A 17,191-nucleotide genomic window follows, 5' to 3' on the forward strand; every position below is an offset into this window, starting at 1 on the left:
ATACACAGCATAAATATATATTAAATTTTTATAACTAAATTATTAATTACAATTTGGCTTTCACAAAATAACAGCCAAAAAATTAATAATTTATGAAGAAAATATTAAGTTTTATTGGATTAGCTTTAATTAGCAGTTCTGTATACGGTCAAGGTTCTCCTGATTATGGAAATGGTTTAAAAATAAATTTAAATCCTGAAGGAGATAAATATGTTAGATTTATTTTATGGGACCAATTCTGGATTAGAAACTCAGAAATGAATCCCGGAAGTATGGTTGGAGGTGAGCCCACTGACAATACCTGGAATTTAGGAAACCGAAGAGCCCGTATTTTGGCTTACGCACAAGTAACCAAACGTTATATGATTTTATTGCATTTCGGAATGAATAATCAGACATTCATTAATGGTGGCGCAACCGGAACAACCGGAACGGGAGGCTACGGAAATGGCAAAAAAACACAACTTTTCTTTCATGATGCCTGGAATGAATATGCCGTAATTATGCCGGGTGAAGCAGGAAAATTCAGCTTAACTTTAGGAGGTGGACTTCATTATTACATGGGACTTTCCCGTATGACAATGGCTTCAACATTAAACTTTCTTACGGTAGATTCTCCTATTTTCAGCTGGCCTTTGATTGATAATTCCGACCAGTTTGCAAGACAAATGGGAGTTTTCGCAAAAGGTAAATATGGAAAATTTGAATACCGAATGAGTTTAAATAAGCCATTCGCAACAGATTTAACACCTCCAAATACTTTAGTTCCCGGAAATGAAGTTGCAGTTGACAACAACGGAAACCCAAACTGGTCTAAAGCGGGTTATTTTGAATACCAATTTTTAGATACAGAATCTAATCTTCTTCCTTTCAAAGTAGGTTCTTATTTAGGAACAAAGAAAGTTTTCAACGTCGGTGCAGGTTTTTATCATCAAGCTGATGGAACGAGAACTTCAGTCAACTCAAATGTTGAAAAACACGATATTACTTTACTTTCAATAGATGCTTTTGCCGACATTCCTTTAGGTGAAGCAAAAAATAAAATGGCAGTTTCGGCTTATGCAGGATATTTCAACTATAATTTCGGACCCAATTACGTTAGGAATTTAGGAACAATGAATATTGCAGCAAATGACCCAAATTTTGTCGGACAAAGAGCTTTGGCTGGCCCCGGAAATCTTCAACCAATGATTGGTACAGGAAATGTAGTTTATGCTCAGGCGGGTTTATTATTACCTAATCAGGCAGAAAAACCGAAAGTCAGAATTCAGCCTTTTGCAGCTTACACTTATAAAGATTTTGAAGCATTCGATAAACCTTCTTCCCAATTTGATGTGGGAGCCAACTGGTTTTTAGACGGTCATCATGCGAAAATCACTACTCAATACTCAACAAGACCAGTGTATACAAGCCCGACTGAGAGTCCGAAATCTAAAGGAGAATTTATTGTACAACTTCAGATTTATCTATAAAAATTAATTTCCATTATAATAATTTAAACAAAAAAAATCTAGTGATATGAGCGAACAACACCACGATGCTTACGAGAATATGACAGATAAGCAGAAAAACCGCACCATTTGGAGCGTCATCACTGCATCATCTCTCGGAACTTTGATAGAATGGTATGATTTCTATATTTTCGGAAGTTTAGCCGTCGTTTTAGCGACAAAATTCTTCCCTGCAGATAATCCTACCGCAGCATTTTTATCTACACTGGCAACTTTTGCAGCAGGATTTGTAGTAAGGCCTTTCGGAGCTTTATTTTTTGGAAGATTGGGAGATATTATCGGAAGAAAATACACTTTTCTCGTTACTTTATTAATCATGGGATTCTCTACATTTTTGATCGGATGTATTCCCGGATATGAAACCATAGGATATTTGGCGCCGGTTTTAGTTTTAATCTTAAGACTTTTACAGGGTTTAGCTCTAGGTGGAGAATACGGCGGAGCAGCAACCTATGTGGCGGAATACTCACAGCCACACAGAAGAGGTTACTGGACTTCATGGATTCAAACCACTGCAACTGCAGGACTTTTCATTTCATTAATCGTTATTTTAATTACAAAAAATACACTTTCTGCTGAAGACTTTGATTCTTGGGGATGGAGAGTTCCATTCTGGATCTCGATTTTAATGGTGGGAGTTTCTTATTTCATCAGAAAAAACATGAAGGAGTCTCCGCTTTTTGCAAAGGCTAAAAGCGAAGGAAAAACTTCTAAAAATCCTTTAAAAGAAAGTTTCGGAAATAAATTCAACTTCAAATTTGTCTTATTGGCATTATTCGGAGCTGCGATGGGACAAGGTGTAATATGGTACACAGGTCAGTTTTACGCCATGAGTTTCCTCCAAAAAGTAATGAACATCAATTCGATGCAGGTAGACTATTTAATGGCAACAGCTTTATTGATGGGAACTCCTTTCTTCGTATTCTTCGGCTGGCTTTCAGATAAAATTGGAAGAAAAGCAATTATGATGACCGGAATGTTGGTTGCGATTTTAGCTTACAGACCGATTTACGACGCTATGTACAAAAGCGTGAACATTGAAGCTAAAACGGTTGCAAGTGACGGCATCAAAGAAACCAGAGTTGCAACAATTCATAAAGATATCGCAACAGACAGCTTAATTACTTTCCATAAAGAAACTACTTTCACAGACGGAACCTTAATTAAAAAGGACAGTATTGTTCATTGGTCTGCAACAGGTCCGGTAATGAAAGACGGAAAAGCTGAAGAACCGAAAGTTTCCACAGCCATTACATTGAACGACGACACAAGATGGTATTTGGTATTCTTGGTGTTTATTCAGGTGATTTTTGTAACGATGGTTTACGGTCCGATTGCAGCATTTTTAGTTGAAATGTTCCCTGTGAGAATCCGTTACACCTCGATGTCTTTACCGTATCACATTGGTAATGGGGTTTTTGGAGGACTACTTCCTGCAGTTGCTACTTATCTTGTGACTTCCGGAAAAGATGCAGGACACCCGACTTGGTATCTTGAAGGACTTTGGTATCCCATTGGAGTTGCCGCAGTCTGTTTAGTCATCGGATTGATTTATCTTAAAAATAAGAACAACAATATCCACGATTAATAGGGATAGTCACTTAAAAATTTATTAATTTTAAATCTACTAAAATGAACGGATTAAAAAAAATATTAGGCATTGTCTGGATCTTAGCCGCCTTAGTTGTTGCCTACTTCGGAATTACGGTAATGGGCGTTCCTAAACTCACTTCAGGAAAACAGGAAGACCTTGTATTCGGAATCATCATACTTTTTGTATTGGTACCGATTGTAACAGGTGGGATGGCAATCTTCGGATATTATTCTTTAACAGGAGAATACTCGGACGATAAAGTTTAAACTATAAACGATAGATGATAATTGATGAAAGATTTTGTTCATCAATTATCTTTTATCATTAATTATTCAATATTCATGAAAAAGCGACACGAACAAAAACTGGTTATTCTTAGCGTAGGTTTACTTATCGCTTTCAGTATTCCCGTTTCGTTGCTTTTTAACAGTGAAAGGGAAATTTTCGGTTACCCGATGATTCTTGTTTACTTATTCGCAGTCTGGATGATTTCCATCATTATTTCTTTTGTAATCGTAAAAAAATATGATGAGTAGTTTCGCATTATTTATCGTTGTTTTGATTTACCTCGCACTTTTGTTCTTAGTTGCTCATTTAGCAGAGAAGAAGAAGAGCAAGCTTTGGATCAACAACCCATACATTTATGCATTGTCTCTTGCGGTGTATTGCACTGCATGGACGTATTATGGAAGTATTGGCGTAGCAGCGACAAGCGGTCTCAATTATTTACCCATTTACATCGGACCCATCATGGTCATTCCTGCGTGGATTTACATTAACACAAGAATTGTAAGAATTTCAAGAGTTAATAAAATAAGCAGTCTTGCAGATTTCATTTCTTTGCGATACGGAAACAGCAGAAGTTTCAGCGCCATCATTACTTTAGTTTGCCTTTTTGCAATCATTCCTTATATCGGATTACAGATAAAAGCAATATCTGAAACATTTCACTTAGTGACAGAAACCAGTGTTTCTAAAAATATTTTTACCGACAGCGGAACCTTTGTAGTTGTTTTGATCGCTGTATTTTCATCTTATTACGGAACGAAATATGTAGACGCTTCCGAAAAACGTTTAGGAATTATTTCCGCAATCGCATTAGAAAGTTTTCTTAAATTATTTTTCATCATTATTTTAGGACTGTTTGTAATTTATTATGCCTTTGACGGGTTTTCAGATCTATATCAAAAGGCGAGTAAATTTTCAGATTTTAAAGCAAAAAACACTTTTAACGGAATTGAAGGAGCTATGAACTGGATGGTTCTCTGCTTAATTTCCGGGACAGCAATCTGTATTTTACCAAGACAGTTTCACACCGCAATTGTCGAAAACAGACAGGAAAAACATATTAAAACAGCAATCTGGTTTTTCCCGTTATATCTTTTAATATTTACCATTTTCATCTTCCCAATCGCTTGGGGTGGAAGATTGATTTTTCAAGGTCAAAACGTAAATCCGGAGTTCTACTCTATTCTTATCCCCCAACATTTTGATAATACTTTGATTACAGTTTTGGTATTTTTAGGAGGCTTGAGTTCGTGCATTTCAATGATTATTATTTCGGCTATCACCTTGTCGATTATGCTTTCCAACAACCTGATTATTCCTTACGGTTTATTAGGAAAATTTAAAGCTGAAAATGAAACTCAAAATACCAGAAATATTACCAACGTCCGTAAATTTTCGATTTTCGGATTGATTATCGTAGCGTTTGCTTTTTATAAATATTTCATTTTAAAGACTTCATTAGATTCGGTTGGCTTAATTTCGTTTGTCATTATTGCGCAATTGGCTCCTGCATTTTTCGGTGCTATATTTTGGCGAAGAGGAAGCTACAAAGGCGCAATCATCGGACTTTTTGCAGGATTAATTATTTGCTATTTCGGATTGATTGTTCCGCAATATTATTTTTCATACAACTCAGAAATCAAAGGAGTTTTACGCGACATGTATGATGTTTTTGACTTCTTCAGTATTCCGTATTTAGGAAGAATTCCTGAAATTTTCTTTTGGTCGATTTTAGTGAATACAGGATTATTTACCATTCTTTCTGTAAGCATGAAAGGAAATTACCGCGAAAGAAATTTTGCTGAATTATATGTTGACATCGATAAGTATATTCAAAATCATGAGAATGCATTTATCTGGAGAGGAACAGCTTATGTTTCTGACATTAAAAATATTCTGGAACGTTTTTTAGGCAAAAAGAAAACCGAACAGGCAATGCGGATTTTCAATATTAAATACAATATCGATTCGCAAACTGAAACTGCAGATTCAAGATTTATAAAATTCTCTGAAAACCTTTTAGCCGGAAGAATCGGAACGGCTTCTGCAAAAATTTTAATTGAAGGCGTTACCAAAGAAGATAAAATTTCATTAAAAGAAGTTTTAAATATTTTGGAAGAATCTAAAGAAAACATTACGTTAAATAAGAAGCTTACAGAGAAATCTGAAGAACTGAAACAACTTTCAAACGATTTAAGTGCAGCAAATGAAAATTTAATTGTAAAAGACCGCCAGAAAGATGATTTTCTGGATTCAGTTGCACACGAACTCAGAACTCCAATTACAGCCATTCGTTCAGCAGGAGAAATTTTAGCCGATGACGACGATATTCCTTTAGATATTAAAAGGGAATTTTTAAACAATATCATCACAGAATCTGACCGCTTAAGTGAAATTATCAATGATATTTTATATTTGGATAAACTTCAACATGGTGAAATTGCTTTACACATTCAGGAAAACAATATTGTTGAAACCTACAAAAAGGCATTAAATCCAATTTTACATTTGATTCAGCAGAAATATATTCACGTAAGTGAAGTTGATTTATTAAAGAATTACCTTTTTAAATATGATGAAGCAAGGTTCATTCAGTTGTTTCAGAATATTCTGGGAAATGCGTTAAAATTCACCGACGAACAAGGCACTATTCAAACTAAATTTTCAGAGAAAGACAATGATTTAATCATAAAAATATTCAACACCGGAAAAAATATTCCGGAAGAAGATTTGGAAATGATTTTCGATAAATTTTATCAATCTAAAAATCAAAATATTATAAAACCAACAGGAAGCGGGCTTGGATTAGCAATATCTAAAAGAATTGTCGAAGCCCACAACGGAACTATAAAAGCGGAAAACAGTGGATTGGGAGTGACTTTTACCGTTACCTTAACCCGAAAAAACATAAAAAACAATGAAGTTGAACCTTAACGAAGTACAAAAATGAAAAAAATATTAATCGCAGATGACGAACATAAAATATTAATGTCTCTGGAATACAGTTTCCGGAAAATAGGATACGAAGTATACATTGCAAGGGATGGAGCTGAGGTTTTAGAATTCCTGAAAACTCTTATTCCGGATGTTATTTTATTGGATATCATGATGCCGAATCTTGACGGTTACAGCACTTTGGAAGAAATTAAAAAAAATGAAGCTCTAAGCAATACAAAAGTTCTTTTCTTAAGCGCTAAAAACAATCCGAAAGACATAGAAAAAGGCGTAGGAATGGGAGCAGATGCGTATGTTATAAAACCTTATTCTATTAAAAAACTGATTCAGCAGATTGAGGAACTTTTAGGATAATTCAAACACAAATATCACAAATGGATTACACAAATAACACAAATCCTTTAGTGCCATTCGTGGAAAAAATTAGTGTAATTAGTGTTTAAAAAACAAACACCGAAAATATGAATACAGATAATTTATTTAAACAAAGCATAGAAAACAAAGAGCAATTCTGGAAAGAACAGGCTCAGGAAATTTCGTGGTTTGAATTTCCCGAAACGATTATTTCAAAAGATAAAAACAACTATACTCAATGGTTTGAAGATGGAAAGCTAAATATGTCATATTTGTGCATCGACAAACATATTAAAGATGGTTTTGGGGAAGAAATTGCGACTATTTATGATTCTCCAGTTACTAATCAAAAAAAAAAATACACTTTTAATCAGGCTAAAGAAGAGATTTCAAAATTAGCAGGTGGATTGGTTTCTTTGGGTTTAAAAAAAGGCGATACGGCGGTAATTTATATGCCGATGATACCGCAGACCCTTTTTGCAATGTTGGCTTGTGCAAGGATCGGCGTGATCCACAATGTCGTTTTCGGAGGTTTTGCGCCACACGAATTGGTTGTGAGAATTGATGATTGCAAACCTAAAGCTTTAATTACTGCAACCGCAGGAGTTGAAATTGCCAAAAGAATTCCTTATCTACCTTTAGTAGAAAAAGCGATTGAATTGGCGCAAAATAAAGTAGACAACATCATTGTTTTCAATAGAAAGCTTACCGATAATAGGGATGAAATGTTCGAAGGAATTATTGATTACGAAGAATTGGTTTCTGCATCAGAACCTGCAGATTGTGTTTCTGTAGAATCCAATCATCCTTTGTACTTGTTATACACTTCAGGAACCACAGGAAAACCAAAAGGGATCACCAGAGATACCGGAGGTTATGCTACTGCGTTGAAATTTTCCATGAAATATATTTATGGAATTGAACAAGGTGAAACTTTTTGGGCTGCATCCGATTTTGGTTGGGCAGTTGGTCACAGTTACACGGTTTACGCTCCTTTAATCAATAGAAATACAACGATTATTTTTGAAGGAAAACCGATTATGACTCCCGATGCAGGAACTTTTTGGAGGATTATATCAGAACATAAAGTTTCAGCAATGTTTACGGCTCCAACTGCAATTAGAGCCATCAAAAAAGAAGACCCGAATGGCGAATTGGTTAAGAAATATGATTTAAACAATTTCAAAAAACAGTTTTTAGCAGGTGAAAGATGTGATGTAGCCACTTTAGATTGGTTTGCAGAACATATTGGAGTTCCCGCAATTGATCATTGGTGGCAAACAGAATCAGGTTCACCAATGTTGGGTTTAATGACTTTTAATGATGATTATAAAATTAAAAGAGCAGCTGCAGGAAAACCAATTCCAGGGTATGATATTAAAATTTTTGATGAAAATGGTTATGAATTAGACGAACACAAAGAAGGATATTTAGTCATCAAACTTCCACTTCCTCCGGGTGCTCTTTTAGGAGTTTGGAACGATCATGAACGTTTTGAAAAAAGTTATTTATCTCAATATAAAGGTTATTATTTCTCAGGAGATGGCGCCATAAAAGATGAAGACGGTTATATTTTCATCACAGGAAGAGTGGATGATGTGATCAATGTTGCAGGCCATCGACTTTCAACTTCCGAAATGGAAGAAATTGTTTCTTCACATCCCGATGTTGCAGAATGTGCCGTTGTAGGAATTGATGATGATCTGCGTGGACAAGTTCCTTTTGCTACCGTTGTTTTGAAAAATGGTTCAGAAATTTCAGAGGAAAATGTAGAAAAAGAAATTATTCTGAAAGTAAGAGAAAAAATAGGCGCTGTTGCTTTCCTGAAAAGCGTGATGGTTGTAAAAAGACTTCCAAAAACAAGATCCGGAAAAACTTTAAGAAAACTGATCAGAACCATTATTGATGGAAAAGAATTTCAAATCCCGTCGACGATCGATGATGAAAACATCATTGATGAAATTCAAGAAAAATTCAAGACTTACAAAGACAAAAAATAATTTAAAATAAATAATTTCTAAAAAATAAAAAGTATGAGAAATTACGTGATAGAAGATTTACCGCACTACTTTGAAGAGTACAAAAAATCAATCAAAAACCCTAAGAAATTCTGGGATAAAGTTGCCGATCAGAATTTTGTATGGTACCAAAGATGGAGTAAGGTGGTAAAATATGATATGAATGAAGCAAAAATCACTTGGTTTAAAGATGCTAAATTAAATATCACCAAAAACTGCCTCGACAGACACTTGTCGGTAAGAGGAGAAAAAACGGCTATCATTTGGGAACCGAATGATCCAAAAGAAGAAGCGCAACACATTTCTTACAACGATTTATATACAAAAGTCAACAAAACAGCCAATGTTCTTCGCGAAATGGGAATTGAAAAAGGCGACAGAGTTTGTATTTACCTTCCTATGATCCCCGAATTGGCAGTTACCATGTTGGCTTGTGCAAAATTAGGAGCCGTACATTCTGTTATTTTTGCAGGATTTTCAGCATCTGCTGTTGTTTCGAGAGTCAATGACTGTGGCGCAAAATTATTGATAACTTCCGACGGAAGTTACAGAGGAAACAAAGTTTTAGATTTAAAATCAATTATTGATGAAGCTTTAGAAAAATGTCCGACTGTGGAAAAAACTTTGGTCGTAAAAAGAACCCACAACGAAGTCAAAATGAAGGAAGGCAGAGATTTCTGGATGGATGATCTGTACGAAAAAGCTTCTGCCGATTTCGTTACTGTTATTATGGATGCTGAAGATCCTTTATTTATTTTGTATACTTCCGGCTCTACAGGAAAACCAAAGGGAATGCTTCACACTTCTGCAGGTTATATGGTGTATTCGGCTTACACTTTCAAAAATGTTTTCAATTATCAGGAAAATGACATCTATTGGTGTACTGCAGATATCGGCTGGATCACTGGTCATTCTTATATTCTTTATGGTCCACTATTAAATGGGGCTACAACTGTTATTTTTGAAGGAGTACCAACCTATCCCCAACCAGACCGTTTTTGGGAGCTTATTGAAAAACATAAAGTGACTCAATTCTACACTGCGCCTACTGCTATTCGTTCTTTAGCAAAAGAAAGTACTGAATGGGTTGATAAACATGATTTGAGCTCGTTACGAGTAATCGGATCTGTTGGAGAACCTATTAACGAGGAAGCTTGGCATTGGTTTAACGATCATGTGGGAAGAAAAAAATGTCCGATTGTAGATACTTGGTGGCAAACAGAAACCGGTGGGATTATGATCTCCCCTATTCCATTTGTAACCCCTACAAAACCGACTTATGCAACGCTTCCTTTACCGGGAATTCAGCCCGTTTTAATGGATGATAAGCGCAATGAAATTACAGGAAATCAGGTGACAGGAAATCTATGCATCCGTTTTCCATGGCCGGGAATTGCCAGAACAATTTGGGGTGATCACCAAAGATATAAGGAAACTTATTTTTCGGCATTTCCAGGGAAATATTTTACGGGAGACGGTGCCTTGAGAGATGAGGTTGGTTACTACAGAATTACAGGTCGTGTAGATGATGTGGTGATTGTTTCTGGTCATAATTTAGGAACTGCACCAATTGAAGACAGCATCAATGAACATCCGGCGGTTGCAGAATCTGCAATTGTAGGCTTCCCACATGATATTAAAGGAAGTGCTTTATATGGCTTTGTGATTTTAAAAGATTCCGGATCCGACAGAAAGCAAGAGAACTTAGTGAAAGAAATTAATCAATTAATTTCCGATCAGATTGGCCCGATTGCTAAATTGGATAAAATTCAGTTTGTTTCCGGACTTCCAAAAACACGTTCAGGAAAAATTATGCGTAGAATTTTAAGAAAAATTGCGGAAGGAGATTTCAGTAATTTTGGAGATACTTCTACTCTATTGAATCCTGAAATTGTTGAGGAGATTAAGAATGAAAGGATTTAGACTAAAAACTCTTGATAATAGATGAAACTCTGTATTTATTACAGAGTTTTTTTGTGCTTAAAGTTTTATAAAAACAGCTTATTCTAAAATAGACAAAATCTTAATTTTTATTAATTTTTTATAGATAAAATAAAATATTGTAAATTTTATTAAATTTTTAATAAACATATTGAAAATATTTCTATCTTTAGATAACAAATTCAAAACAATATTACTATGTCAAGCATCTTAGCAGGATTATTTGGACCACACAGTGATTACAAAAAACTCGAGAAGGAAATTGAAGGCCTAGGATTCTTAGATTCCGAGTACATTGTGTACCTTAGTGACGATCATCATAACTCCCAATACTTGGCGAGTGTAGAAATAAAAAACAGAGATCTTACAGATAAAGTGAGGCATATCTTTGATGAAAACCATGTACATAAAACCTATTTATTTGAAAATATGAGCATCGACCAAGCTTCTTATGTTAATTTAAAAAGTTTGATTGAGGCACGAAGCAAAGCTGAAATTCACAGCAGTCCGGATGTGAAAATAAAAGTACAGCACGACGGAATAAATTCTGAAGTGAAAGCTTAGCATTAAAAAACTAAAAACTTGTAACCGAATCCGCGGAATCTATTTCTGCGGATTTTTATTTTTATAAATTGACTAATCATAATATTTTTCGTATTTTCGTTTAAATAAAGCCTTTTACACAGATGAGTTACGATTTGGAACAAGAAAATAAAGAAATCTCTGCGAGGTACAAAGACCTGATTTCTAACACATACAGAACTTTGGATGAAGAAAACAATAAACTCATCCGAAAGGCTTTTGATATTGCTCTCGACGCACACAAAGACCAGCGAAGAAAAACTGGAGAACCCTATATTTACCACCCTATTGCTGTGGCTAAAATTGTTGCAACAGAAATTGGTTTAGGGGCTTCATCGATCGCATGTGCTCTTTTGCATGATGTCATTGAAGATTCTGATTACACCTATGAAGATTTAAAAAAAATATTTGGTGAAAGGATTGCAGGAATTGTCAACGGGCTAACTAAGATTTCTATCATGAATCATCAGAATATTTCTGTACAGTCTGAAAACTACAGAAAATTATTACTGACTCTTTCTGAAGATTTCCGTGTGATCTTGATTAAAATTGCAGACCGACTTCACAACATGCGAACCTTGGAGAGCATGGCTCCCGATAAGCAGAAAAAAATTGCTTCCGAAACGGTTTACATTTATGCGCCAATGGCTCATAGATTAGGATTATACAACATCAAATCTGAACTCGAGGATTTATCTCTAAAATATAATAATCCTGATATTTATAATGAGATTACTGAAAAGCTGGAACTGGCAAAAGAAAGTCGAATCCGCTATATCGATGAGTTTACCAAAGAAGTTTCTGAAAGGTTAAAAGAAGAAGGATTAAATGTAAGTATAAAAGGCCGTGCAAAAGCCATTTCTTCTATTTACAGAAAAATGCTTAAACAGGGAGTTCCTTTTGAAGAGGTTTTCGATAATTATGCGATTAGAATTATCTATAAATCTGATGCTAAAAATGAAAAATTTCTTGCTTGGAAAATATACTCCATTGTAACCGATGTTTATCACAGTAATCCATCAAGAATGCGCGATTGGATCACCCAACCTCGTTCTACAGGCTATGAAAGCTTACACCTAACGGTTCTTGGGCCTGATAAAAAATGGATCGAAGTACAGATTCGTTCTGAAAGAATGGATGACATTGCCGAAAAAGGGGTTGCCGCACATTACAAATACAAAGAAGGTTACAAGCAAAGTAATGACGACCGAAATTTTGAAAAATGGGTCACTGAAATACGTGATGTACTCGAGCAACAGCAGAATCTTACGACTTCTGAGCTTTTAGATAACATTAAACTTAATTTATATTCTAAAGAAGTTTTTGTATTTACGCCAAAAGGTGAGATTAAAATTCTTCCGACCAATGCAACGGCTTTAGATTTTGCTTTTTCTGTACACTCAGATTTGGGAATGAAATGTTTAGGGGCGAAGATCAACGGAAAATTGGTTCCTATTTCATATGTTCTTCAAAATGGCGACCAGGTAGATATTCTTTCTTCTCAAAATCAAAAACCTAAGTTTGACTGGCTTGATTTTGTGGTGACCTCAAAAGCGAAATCGAAAATTAAAAGTTATCTTAATTCAGAAAAAAACTCTTTTGTAGAAGAAGGAAAAGAAATTTTACAACGAAAACTTCGTCATGCTAAAATTAATTTCAATGACGAGGAGATCAATAAGCTTCAGAAATTCTTCAACCTTAAATCTTCTCAGGAACTATTCTTGAAATTCCAAACTAATGAACTGGATGCAAGTAGCTTAAGAAAATATATTGAAAGTAAGAACGTATTTAATAATCTACTTTCAAGATTTAAGAGAAATAATACTAAAAACCAGCATTACGAAGAGCCTAAAGAGATCAATCTCGATATGATCGTTTTCGGGAAAGATGAAGAAAAGCTTAACTATAGCTACGCAAAATGTTGTACAGTAATTCCTGGAGATAAGATTTTCGGTTTCATTACCATTTCAGACGGAATTAAAGTACACAGTGACAATTGTCCGAATGCTATTAATCTTCGTGCTCAATATGACTACCGTGTAATTCCTGCAAAATGGGTGAACGAAGAAAGCTTCAAAAACCGTATTAAAATTGAGATCGAAGGTCTCGACAGAATGGGAATGATCAACGATATTACCACCGTCATCAGTGGTGCCATGGGTATGGATATGAAAAGTATGTCTATTGAATCTAACAACGGTATTTTCACAGGAAATATTAATTTAGAAGTGAAACACAAGGGTCAGCTTGAAGAAACATTCAAAAAATTAAAGGCAATTGACGGAATTTCAAGAATCAGACGTATTTAAAAATAAAAAATGAGGCTATCCCAATATTTTAAAAAATTTTTCCAAAGCAATCAATCATCAGGAATTTTACTTATTTTCTGTGTGAGTCTTGCATTAATTATCGCAAACTCATCTTTAGGAAATGGTTTTCAACAATTTTTAGACCTTCAAATTGGTTTTGAGGATCTACACTTAAAATACCCTGTGAGCATTTGGATCAATGATGGCTTGATGGCTATTTTCTTTCTTTTGGTCGGTTTGGAAATTAAAAGAGAACTTGTAGAAGGTGAGCTTTCATCTTTTAAAAATGCTTCACTCCCTATTTTTGCAGCCATTGGCGGAATGCTTGTTCCTGCAGTTATTTTCGCTGCATTCAATTCCGGAACAGATTACAGCAACGGTTGGGGAATTCCGATGGCAACAGATATCGCATTTTCTTTGGCGATTATTTCAATGTTAGGAAAAAGAGTTCCGGCATCACTCAAGATCTTTTTGGCGGCATTAGCTATCGTTGATGATCTGGGTGCTATATTGGTAATTGCTATATTTTACACCGAGCAAATTCACTGGATGTATCTTTTACTATCTTTTGGAATTGTGGGGATCTTATTTACTTTAAATTTTCTAAAGGTCACAAAACTAATCTTCTACATTATTCCCGGAATATTTCTATGGTATTTCCTGCATCATTCAGGTATTCACGCAACGATTGCAGGGGTTTTAGTTGCTTTCAGTGTTCCAACCAATGCCTCTAATACAGAGATATCACCTTTAGAAAAGATGGAGCATTCGCTTCATTTTCCGGTCAATTTTTTAATAATGCCAATCTTTGCATTGACCAATACCAATATTGCTTTTAACAGCAGCATGGTTGATGGATTATTCAACAGTTTGGGGCTTGGAATAATTGGCGGCCTTGTTTTGGGTAAACTGATAGGAATTAATCTTTTCTCACTGATTGCTATAAAACTGAAAATAAGCTCTCTTCCACAACGTTCTTCCTGGAATCAGATGATTGGTGTAGGTCTTTTAGCGGGAATAGGATTTACGATGTCGATATTTATTGCATTACTTTCCTTTAAACATGAAATAGTTTTTCAGGATGAAGCTAAGTTTGCAATTTTAATTGCTTCACTCATTGCGGCAGTTTCTGGTTATATGATATTAAATTTTAGTTCAAAGAAAATGAAAAAATTGTAAGAAAACGGGCTATTCCTTATTTGTTATATGCTTAATTATAACCAAAAAAGACTGATGGCAGCAAACACATAAAGAAACTTGAAATATCTTTTTACAATAAAAGAATCAAAAGAAATAAGTAAAAAATTACTGTCTCTTTTGATTCTTTTGTGGTTTAAAACATCTTGTACTAAAAAGAAAATTAGTTCTTTTTGACTGTCCAGTTTCCTTTAGAAGTTCCCATTTCCCAGGTTCCCATTTTAGAATTAAGATTACCAATCAACATAAAACCAGAAGGTGCTTTATTGGTTGTATTAAAAGATGCATTGATTAAACCTGTGTAATAAGATTCATTAGAATTTAAGCTTGTTCGTGTAATTTCAATAGAACCTTTTTCGCTTACATTTATAATTAAATCCCCGGCTGAATCTCCAGTGTAAGTTCCTGTATATTTACCTCGATAAGGAGAAACATAGTTTTGTTCTTCTTTATTTTTATGAATCTCATCAATCATTTCATCACAAGATTGAAAACTGGAAAAAGCTGTTAATAGAAATAGCGTGGTAAAAGGTTTAAATTTATTTTTCATTATTTTTAATGTAAGGTCTTTTGTGTTCGTCATCGCTTTCAAAATTAGGTTCCATTTTTTCTGCGTGGTAATTTTTCGCCTCTCTTTTGATCTCGTCAGAAAGTAATTTTTCTATTCTTAATTTTCTCAATGCCATATTCAGTTCATTTCCAAAAAGCAGCAGATAAACATTTACATTCACCCAAACCATTAATAAGATCATACTTCCGATGGAGCCGTAAAGAACATTGTAGCGGGCAATATTTTTAACATACAGCGCAAAGAAATAAGTAGTCACTACAAACAAAACAGTCGTTAAAATCGCACCTGGAATTGCCTGTCTGAATCTGATGATCTTCACCGTTCCCAACCAATAAAACATTGCCAACAGTATAAAATAAAAGAGCGGAAACGATACAAAACCAATGATCTTAGAGAGGTTCCTCACGATCCAAGATAAATTATAACCTGGCGAAAAATCTTTCAAAACGACCTCAGTATAATATACCCCAAAAAGCGCTAAAAATATGATACTTACAAAGCCAATTGTGATAAAAAATGAAAGTATAAATTCTTTAACATCGCTAAGTTTTTCTTCTGAATTTTCATTAAATCCATTGATCAAAGAAAATGTACCGTTCGTGGCAAAAACCAAGGCGATAAGAATCGTTAAATTACTGATCCCTTTCATATTGGGAATGATATTATCTTCAATATAATTTCGTACATCGCCTTCGATATTAGAGGGAAAAATATTATGCATCAACACTTCGAAAATATAAAACTGAAGTTTGTCATAATGCGGCATGTAAGGAATTACCGAAAGCAAGAAGAGCAAAAAAGGAAATAAACTTAAGGTAAAACTCCATGAAATGGCTGCTGCTTTCCTGCCTATATTCCCTTTAAAAATTCCTGAAATATAAATCTGAAACATCTGCCAAAGCGATATTCCGAGTACCGGAAGATGGATGTCGTCTAGAAATTCTTGAAATTTCACGATAAATTTAGGAATTTTTATAGCCATAAAGTATATTTGCGCTTAGCAAATATAAGAAATGCGAATCAGTTTAGTTTGTATTGGGAAAACAGATGACAAAGAAATCACATCTTTGATCAGTTATTACCTTACCCGCCTTCCAAAACATTGGAATTTTGAGATCATTGAAATTCCGGATGTCAAAAATGCCAAAAATCTTTCTTCCGACCTTCTCAAAAAAGAAGAGGCTAAATTATTTTTAAATCAAATCGATAAAAATGATCTGGTCATTCTTCTTGATGAAAAAGGAAAACAGTTTACCAGCCGCGAATTTTCAAACAAAATAGATTTCTGGATGAATTCTTCAGTGAAAAAAGTTCACATTCTGATCGGTGGAGCGTATGGTTTTTCGGATGACATCTACAGCAGAGCCAACGAAAAAATGTCATTATCTAAAATGACATTTACCCATCAGATGATCCGACTTTTTATTGTAGAACAGCTTTACAGAGCCGACCAGATCTTACAAGGAAAACCGTATCACAACGATTAACTATTTTGTAGTAACCGAAATAATTTCTTTGATCCCTTTTTCTCTGAACTTTTTCTTTATAGAATCATCTAAAAGTACTTTTACGCCCTTCATATCCTCCCCTTTAAGTTCTTTGAGAGCTTCAAGTGAGCTTTCATTTTTGTTAATTAAAATCAATGTGCTTGATTTTAATTCAGGAGATGCTTCGTGTCTTTTAACGGTATTTCCTAATAATGAATTGGTATTGATGGCAAGTTCATTTTTAGTTTCCTGAGCAAAAGCAGTATTCGAAATTGCTAAAATCATTACAAAAGCTGTTGAGAAAATAAGTCTAGAAAGTGTTTTCATAATTTAAATAATTCTTCACTAAGTGATATTGTTCAAATATACAAAAGACTTTTAATA

At 34.6% G+C, this 17,191-nt stretch carries 15 protein-coding genes; 12 read left to right on the forward strand and 3 right to left on the reverse strand.

The features are described from left to right. Window positions 1–92 precede the first annotated feature (92 nt). The 11 genes from AB671_RS06530 (at window position 93) to nhaA (ending at window position 14,731) form a co-directional block, all read left to right on the forward strand. A complete protein-coding gene (locus AB671_RS06530; protein ID WP_066679782.1) occupies window positions 93–1,472 on the forward strand; it encodes a porin in 1,380 nt (459 codons plus the stop codon). Window positions 1,473–1,518: 46 nt separating this feature from the next. Then, the gene (locus tag AB671_RS06535; RefSeq protein WP_066679783.1) at window positions 1,519–3,099 is read left to right on the forward strand and encodes an MFS transporter; all 1,581 of its coding nucleotides are present in this window, start codon (window positions 1,519–1,521) and stop codon (window positions 3,097–3,099) included. A 44-nt stretch (window positions 3,100–3,143) separates the two neighbouring features. Further along, a complete protein-coding gene (locus AB671_RS06540) occupies window positions 3,144–3,371 on the forward strand; it encodes a DUF6814 family protein (protein WP_066679784.1) in 228 nt (75 codons plus the stop codon). A 75-nt stretch (window positions 3,372–3,446) separates the two neighbouring features. Then, a complete protein-coding gene (locus AB671_RS06545; protein WP_066679789.1) occupies window positions 3,447–3,641 on the forward strand; it encodes a hypothetical protein in 195 nt (64 codons plus the stop codon). Continuing rightward, on the forward strand, window positions 3,634–6,327 hold the full coding sequence (locus tag AB671_RS06550; protein WP_066679785.1) for an ATP-binding protein: 2,694 nt from the start codon (window positions 3,634–3,636) through the stop codon (window positions 6,325–6,327). The genes AB671_RS06545 and AB671_RS06550 overlap by 8 nt, the downstream gene beginning before the upstream one ends. A 12-nt stretch (window positions 6,328–6,339) precedes the next feature. Further along, window positions 6,340–6,702: a response regulator transcription factor gene (locus AB671_RS06555; RefSeq protein WP_066679786.1), complete on the forward strand. Its 363-nt coding sequence runs from the start codon at window positions 6,340–6,342 to the stop codon at window positions 6,700–6,702. Window positions 6,703–6,809: 107 nt separating this feature from the next. Further along, window positions 6,810–8,702 (forward strand): AMP-binding protein, encoded by a 1,893-nt coding sequence (locus AB671_RS06560; RefSeq protein WP_066679787.1) that lies wholly within the window; start codon window positions 6,810–6,812, stop codon window positions 8,700–8,702. Window positions 8,703–8,735: 33 nt separating this feature from the next. Continuing rightward, the gene (acs, locus tag AB671_RS06565) at window positions 8,736–10,643 is read left to right on the forward strand and encodes an acetate--CoA ligase (RefSeq protein WP_066679788.1); all 1,908 of its coding nucleotides are present in this window, start codon (window positions 8,736–8,738) and stop codon (window positions 10,641–10,643) included. 216 nt (window positions 10,644–10,859) lie between these two features. Further along, complete coding sequence (locus tag AB671_RS06570; protein ID WP_066679780.1) at window positions 10,860–11,225, forward strand: hypothetical protein; 366 nt, start codon at window positions 10,860–10,862, stop codon at window positions 11,223–11,225. 122 nt (window positions 11,226–11,347) lie between these two features. After that, complete coding sequence (locus AB671_RS06575; protein ID WP_066679779.1) at window positions 11,348–13,552, forward strand: RelA/SpoT family protein; 2,205 nt, start codon at window positions 11,348–11,350, stop codon at window positions 13,550–13,552. A 9-nt stretch (window positions 13,553–13,561) separates the two neighbouring features. Next, window positions 13,562–14,731, forward strand: a complete 1,170-nt coding sequence (gene nhaA, locus AB671_RS06580) for a Na+/H+ antiporter NhaA (protein ID WP_066679778.1) — start codon at window positions 13,562–13,564, stop codon at window positions 14,729–14,731. A gap of 181 nt (window positions 14,732–14,912) precedes the next feature. Here the strand turns inward: nhaA and AB671_RS06585 are convergent, their stop codons facing one another. Both AB671_RS06585 and AB671_RS06590 read right to left on the reverse strand, forming a co-directional pair. After that, a complete protein-coding gene (locus AB671_RS06585; RefSeq protein ID WP_157444153.1) occupies window positions 14,913–15,299 on the reverse strand; it encodes a hypothetical protein in 387 nt (128 codons plus the stop codon). Continuing rightward, the gene (locus tag AB671_RS06590; protein WP_082987251.1) at window positions 15,289–16,302 is read right to left on the reverse strand and encodes a YihY/virulence factor BrkB family protein; all 1,014 of its coding nucleotides are present in this window, start codon (window positions 16,300–16,302) and stop codon (window positions 15,289–15,291) included. Before AB671_RS06590 ends, AB671_RS06585 begins: the two co-directional genes overlap by 11 nt. A gap of 31 nt (window positions 16,303–16,333) precedes the next feature. Between AB671_RS06590 and AB671_RS06595 the strand changes: the two genes are divergently transcribed. Then, window positions 16,334–16,807: a 23S rRNA (pseudouridine(1915)-N(3))-methyltransferase RlmH gene (locus AB671_RS06595; RefSeq protein WP_066679776.1), complete on the forward strand. Its 474-nt coding sequence runs from the start codon at window positions 16,334–16,336 to the stop codon at window positions 16,805–16,807. Here AB671_RS06595 and AB671_RS06600 read toward each other — a convergent pair whose 3' ends face one another. Further along, window positions 16,808–17,134, reverse strand: a complete 327-nt coding sequence (locus tag AB671_RS06600; RefSeq protein ID WP_066679775.1) for a hypothetical protein — start codon at window positions 17,132–17,134, stop codon at window positions 16,808–16,810. Window positions 17,135–17,191 lie beyond the last annotated feature (57 nt).

Source organism: Chryseobacterium sp. BGARF1, assembly GCF_001677955.1.
Lineage (GTDB): Bacteria > Bacteroidota > Bacteroidia > Flavobacteriales > Weeksellaceae > Chryseobacterium.

Bases quoted from the DNA above. Each gene is read 5' to 3' on its own strand.
- AB671_RS06585 (WP_157444153.1), bottom strand. From the start codon at position 15,299: ATGAAAAATAAATTTAAACCTTTTACCACGCTATTTCTATTAACAGCT.
- AB671_RS06560 (WP_066679787.1), top strand. From the start codon at position 6,810: ATGAATACAGATAATTTATTTAAACAAAGCATAGAAAACAAAGAGCAA.
- AB671_RS06590 (WP_082987251.1), bottom strand. From the start codon at position 16,302: ATGGCTATAAAAATTCCTAAATTTATCGTGAAATTTCAAGAATTTCTA.
- AB671_RS06600 (WP_066679775.1), bottom strand. From the start codon at position 17,134: ATGAAAACACTTTCTAGACTTATTTTCTCAACAGCTTTTGTAATGATT.
- AB671_RS06545 (WP_066679789.1), top strand. From the start codon at position 3,447: ATGAAAAAGCGACACGAACAAAAACTGGTTATTCTTAGCGTAGGTTTA.
- AB671_RS06575 (WP_066679779.1), top strand. From the start codon at position 11,348: ATGAGTTACGATTTGGAACAAGAAAATAAAGAAATCTCTGCGAGGTAC.
- acs (WP_066679788.1), top strand. From the start codon at position 8,736: ATGAGAAATTACGTGATAGAAGATTTACCGCACTACTTTGAAGAGTAC.
- AB671_RS06595 (WP_066679776.1), top strand. From the start codon at position 16,334: ATGCGAATCAGTTTAGTTTGTATTGGGAAAACAGATGACAAAGAAATC.
- AB671_RS06555 (WP_066679786.1), top strand. From the start codon at position 6,340: ATGAAAAAAATATTAATCGCAGATGACGAACATAAAATATTAATGTCT.
- AB671_RS06530 (WP_066679782.1), top strand. From the start codon at position 93: ATGAAGAAAATATTAAGTTTTATTGGATTAGCTTTAATTAGCAGTTCT.
- AB671_RS06550 (WP_066679785.1), top strand. From the start codon at position 3,634: ATGAGTAGTTTCGCATTATTTATCGTTGTTTTGATTTACCTCGCACTT.
- AB671_RS06535 (WP_066679783.1), top strand. From the start codon at position 1,519: ATGAGCGAACAACACCACGATGCTTACGAGAATATGACAGATAAGCAG.
- nhaA (WP_066679778.1), top strand. From the start codon at position 13,562: ATGAGGCTATCCCAATATTTTAAAAAATTTTTCCAAAGCAATCAATCA.
- AB671_RS06540 (WP_066679784.1), top strand. From the start codon at position 3,144: ATGAACGGATTAAAAAAAATATTAGGCATTGTCTGGATCTTAGCCGCC.
- AB671_RS06570 (WP_066679780.1), top strand. From the start codon at position 10,860: ATGTCAAGCATCTTAGCAGGATTATTTGGACCACACAGTGATTACAAA.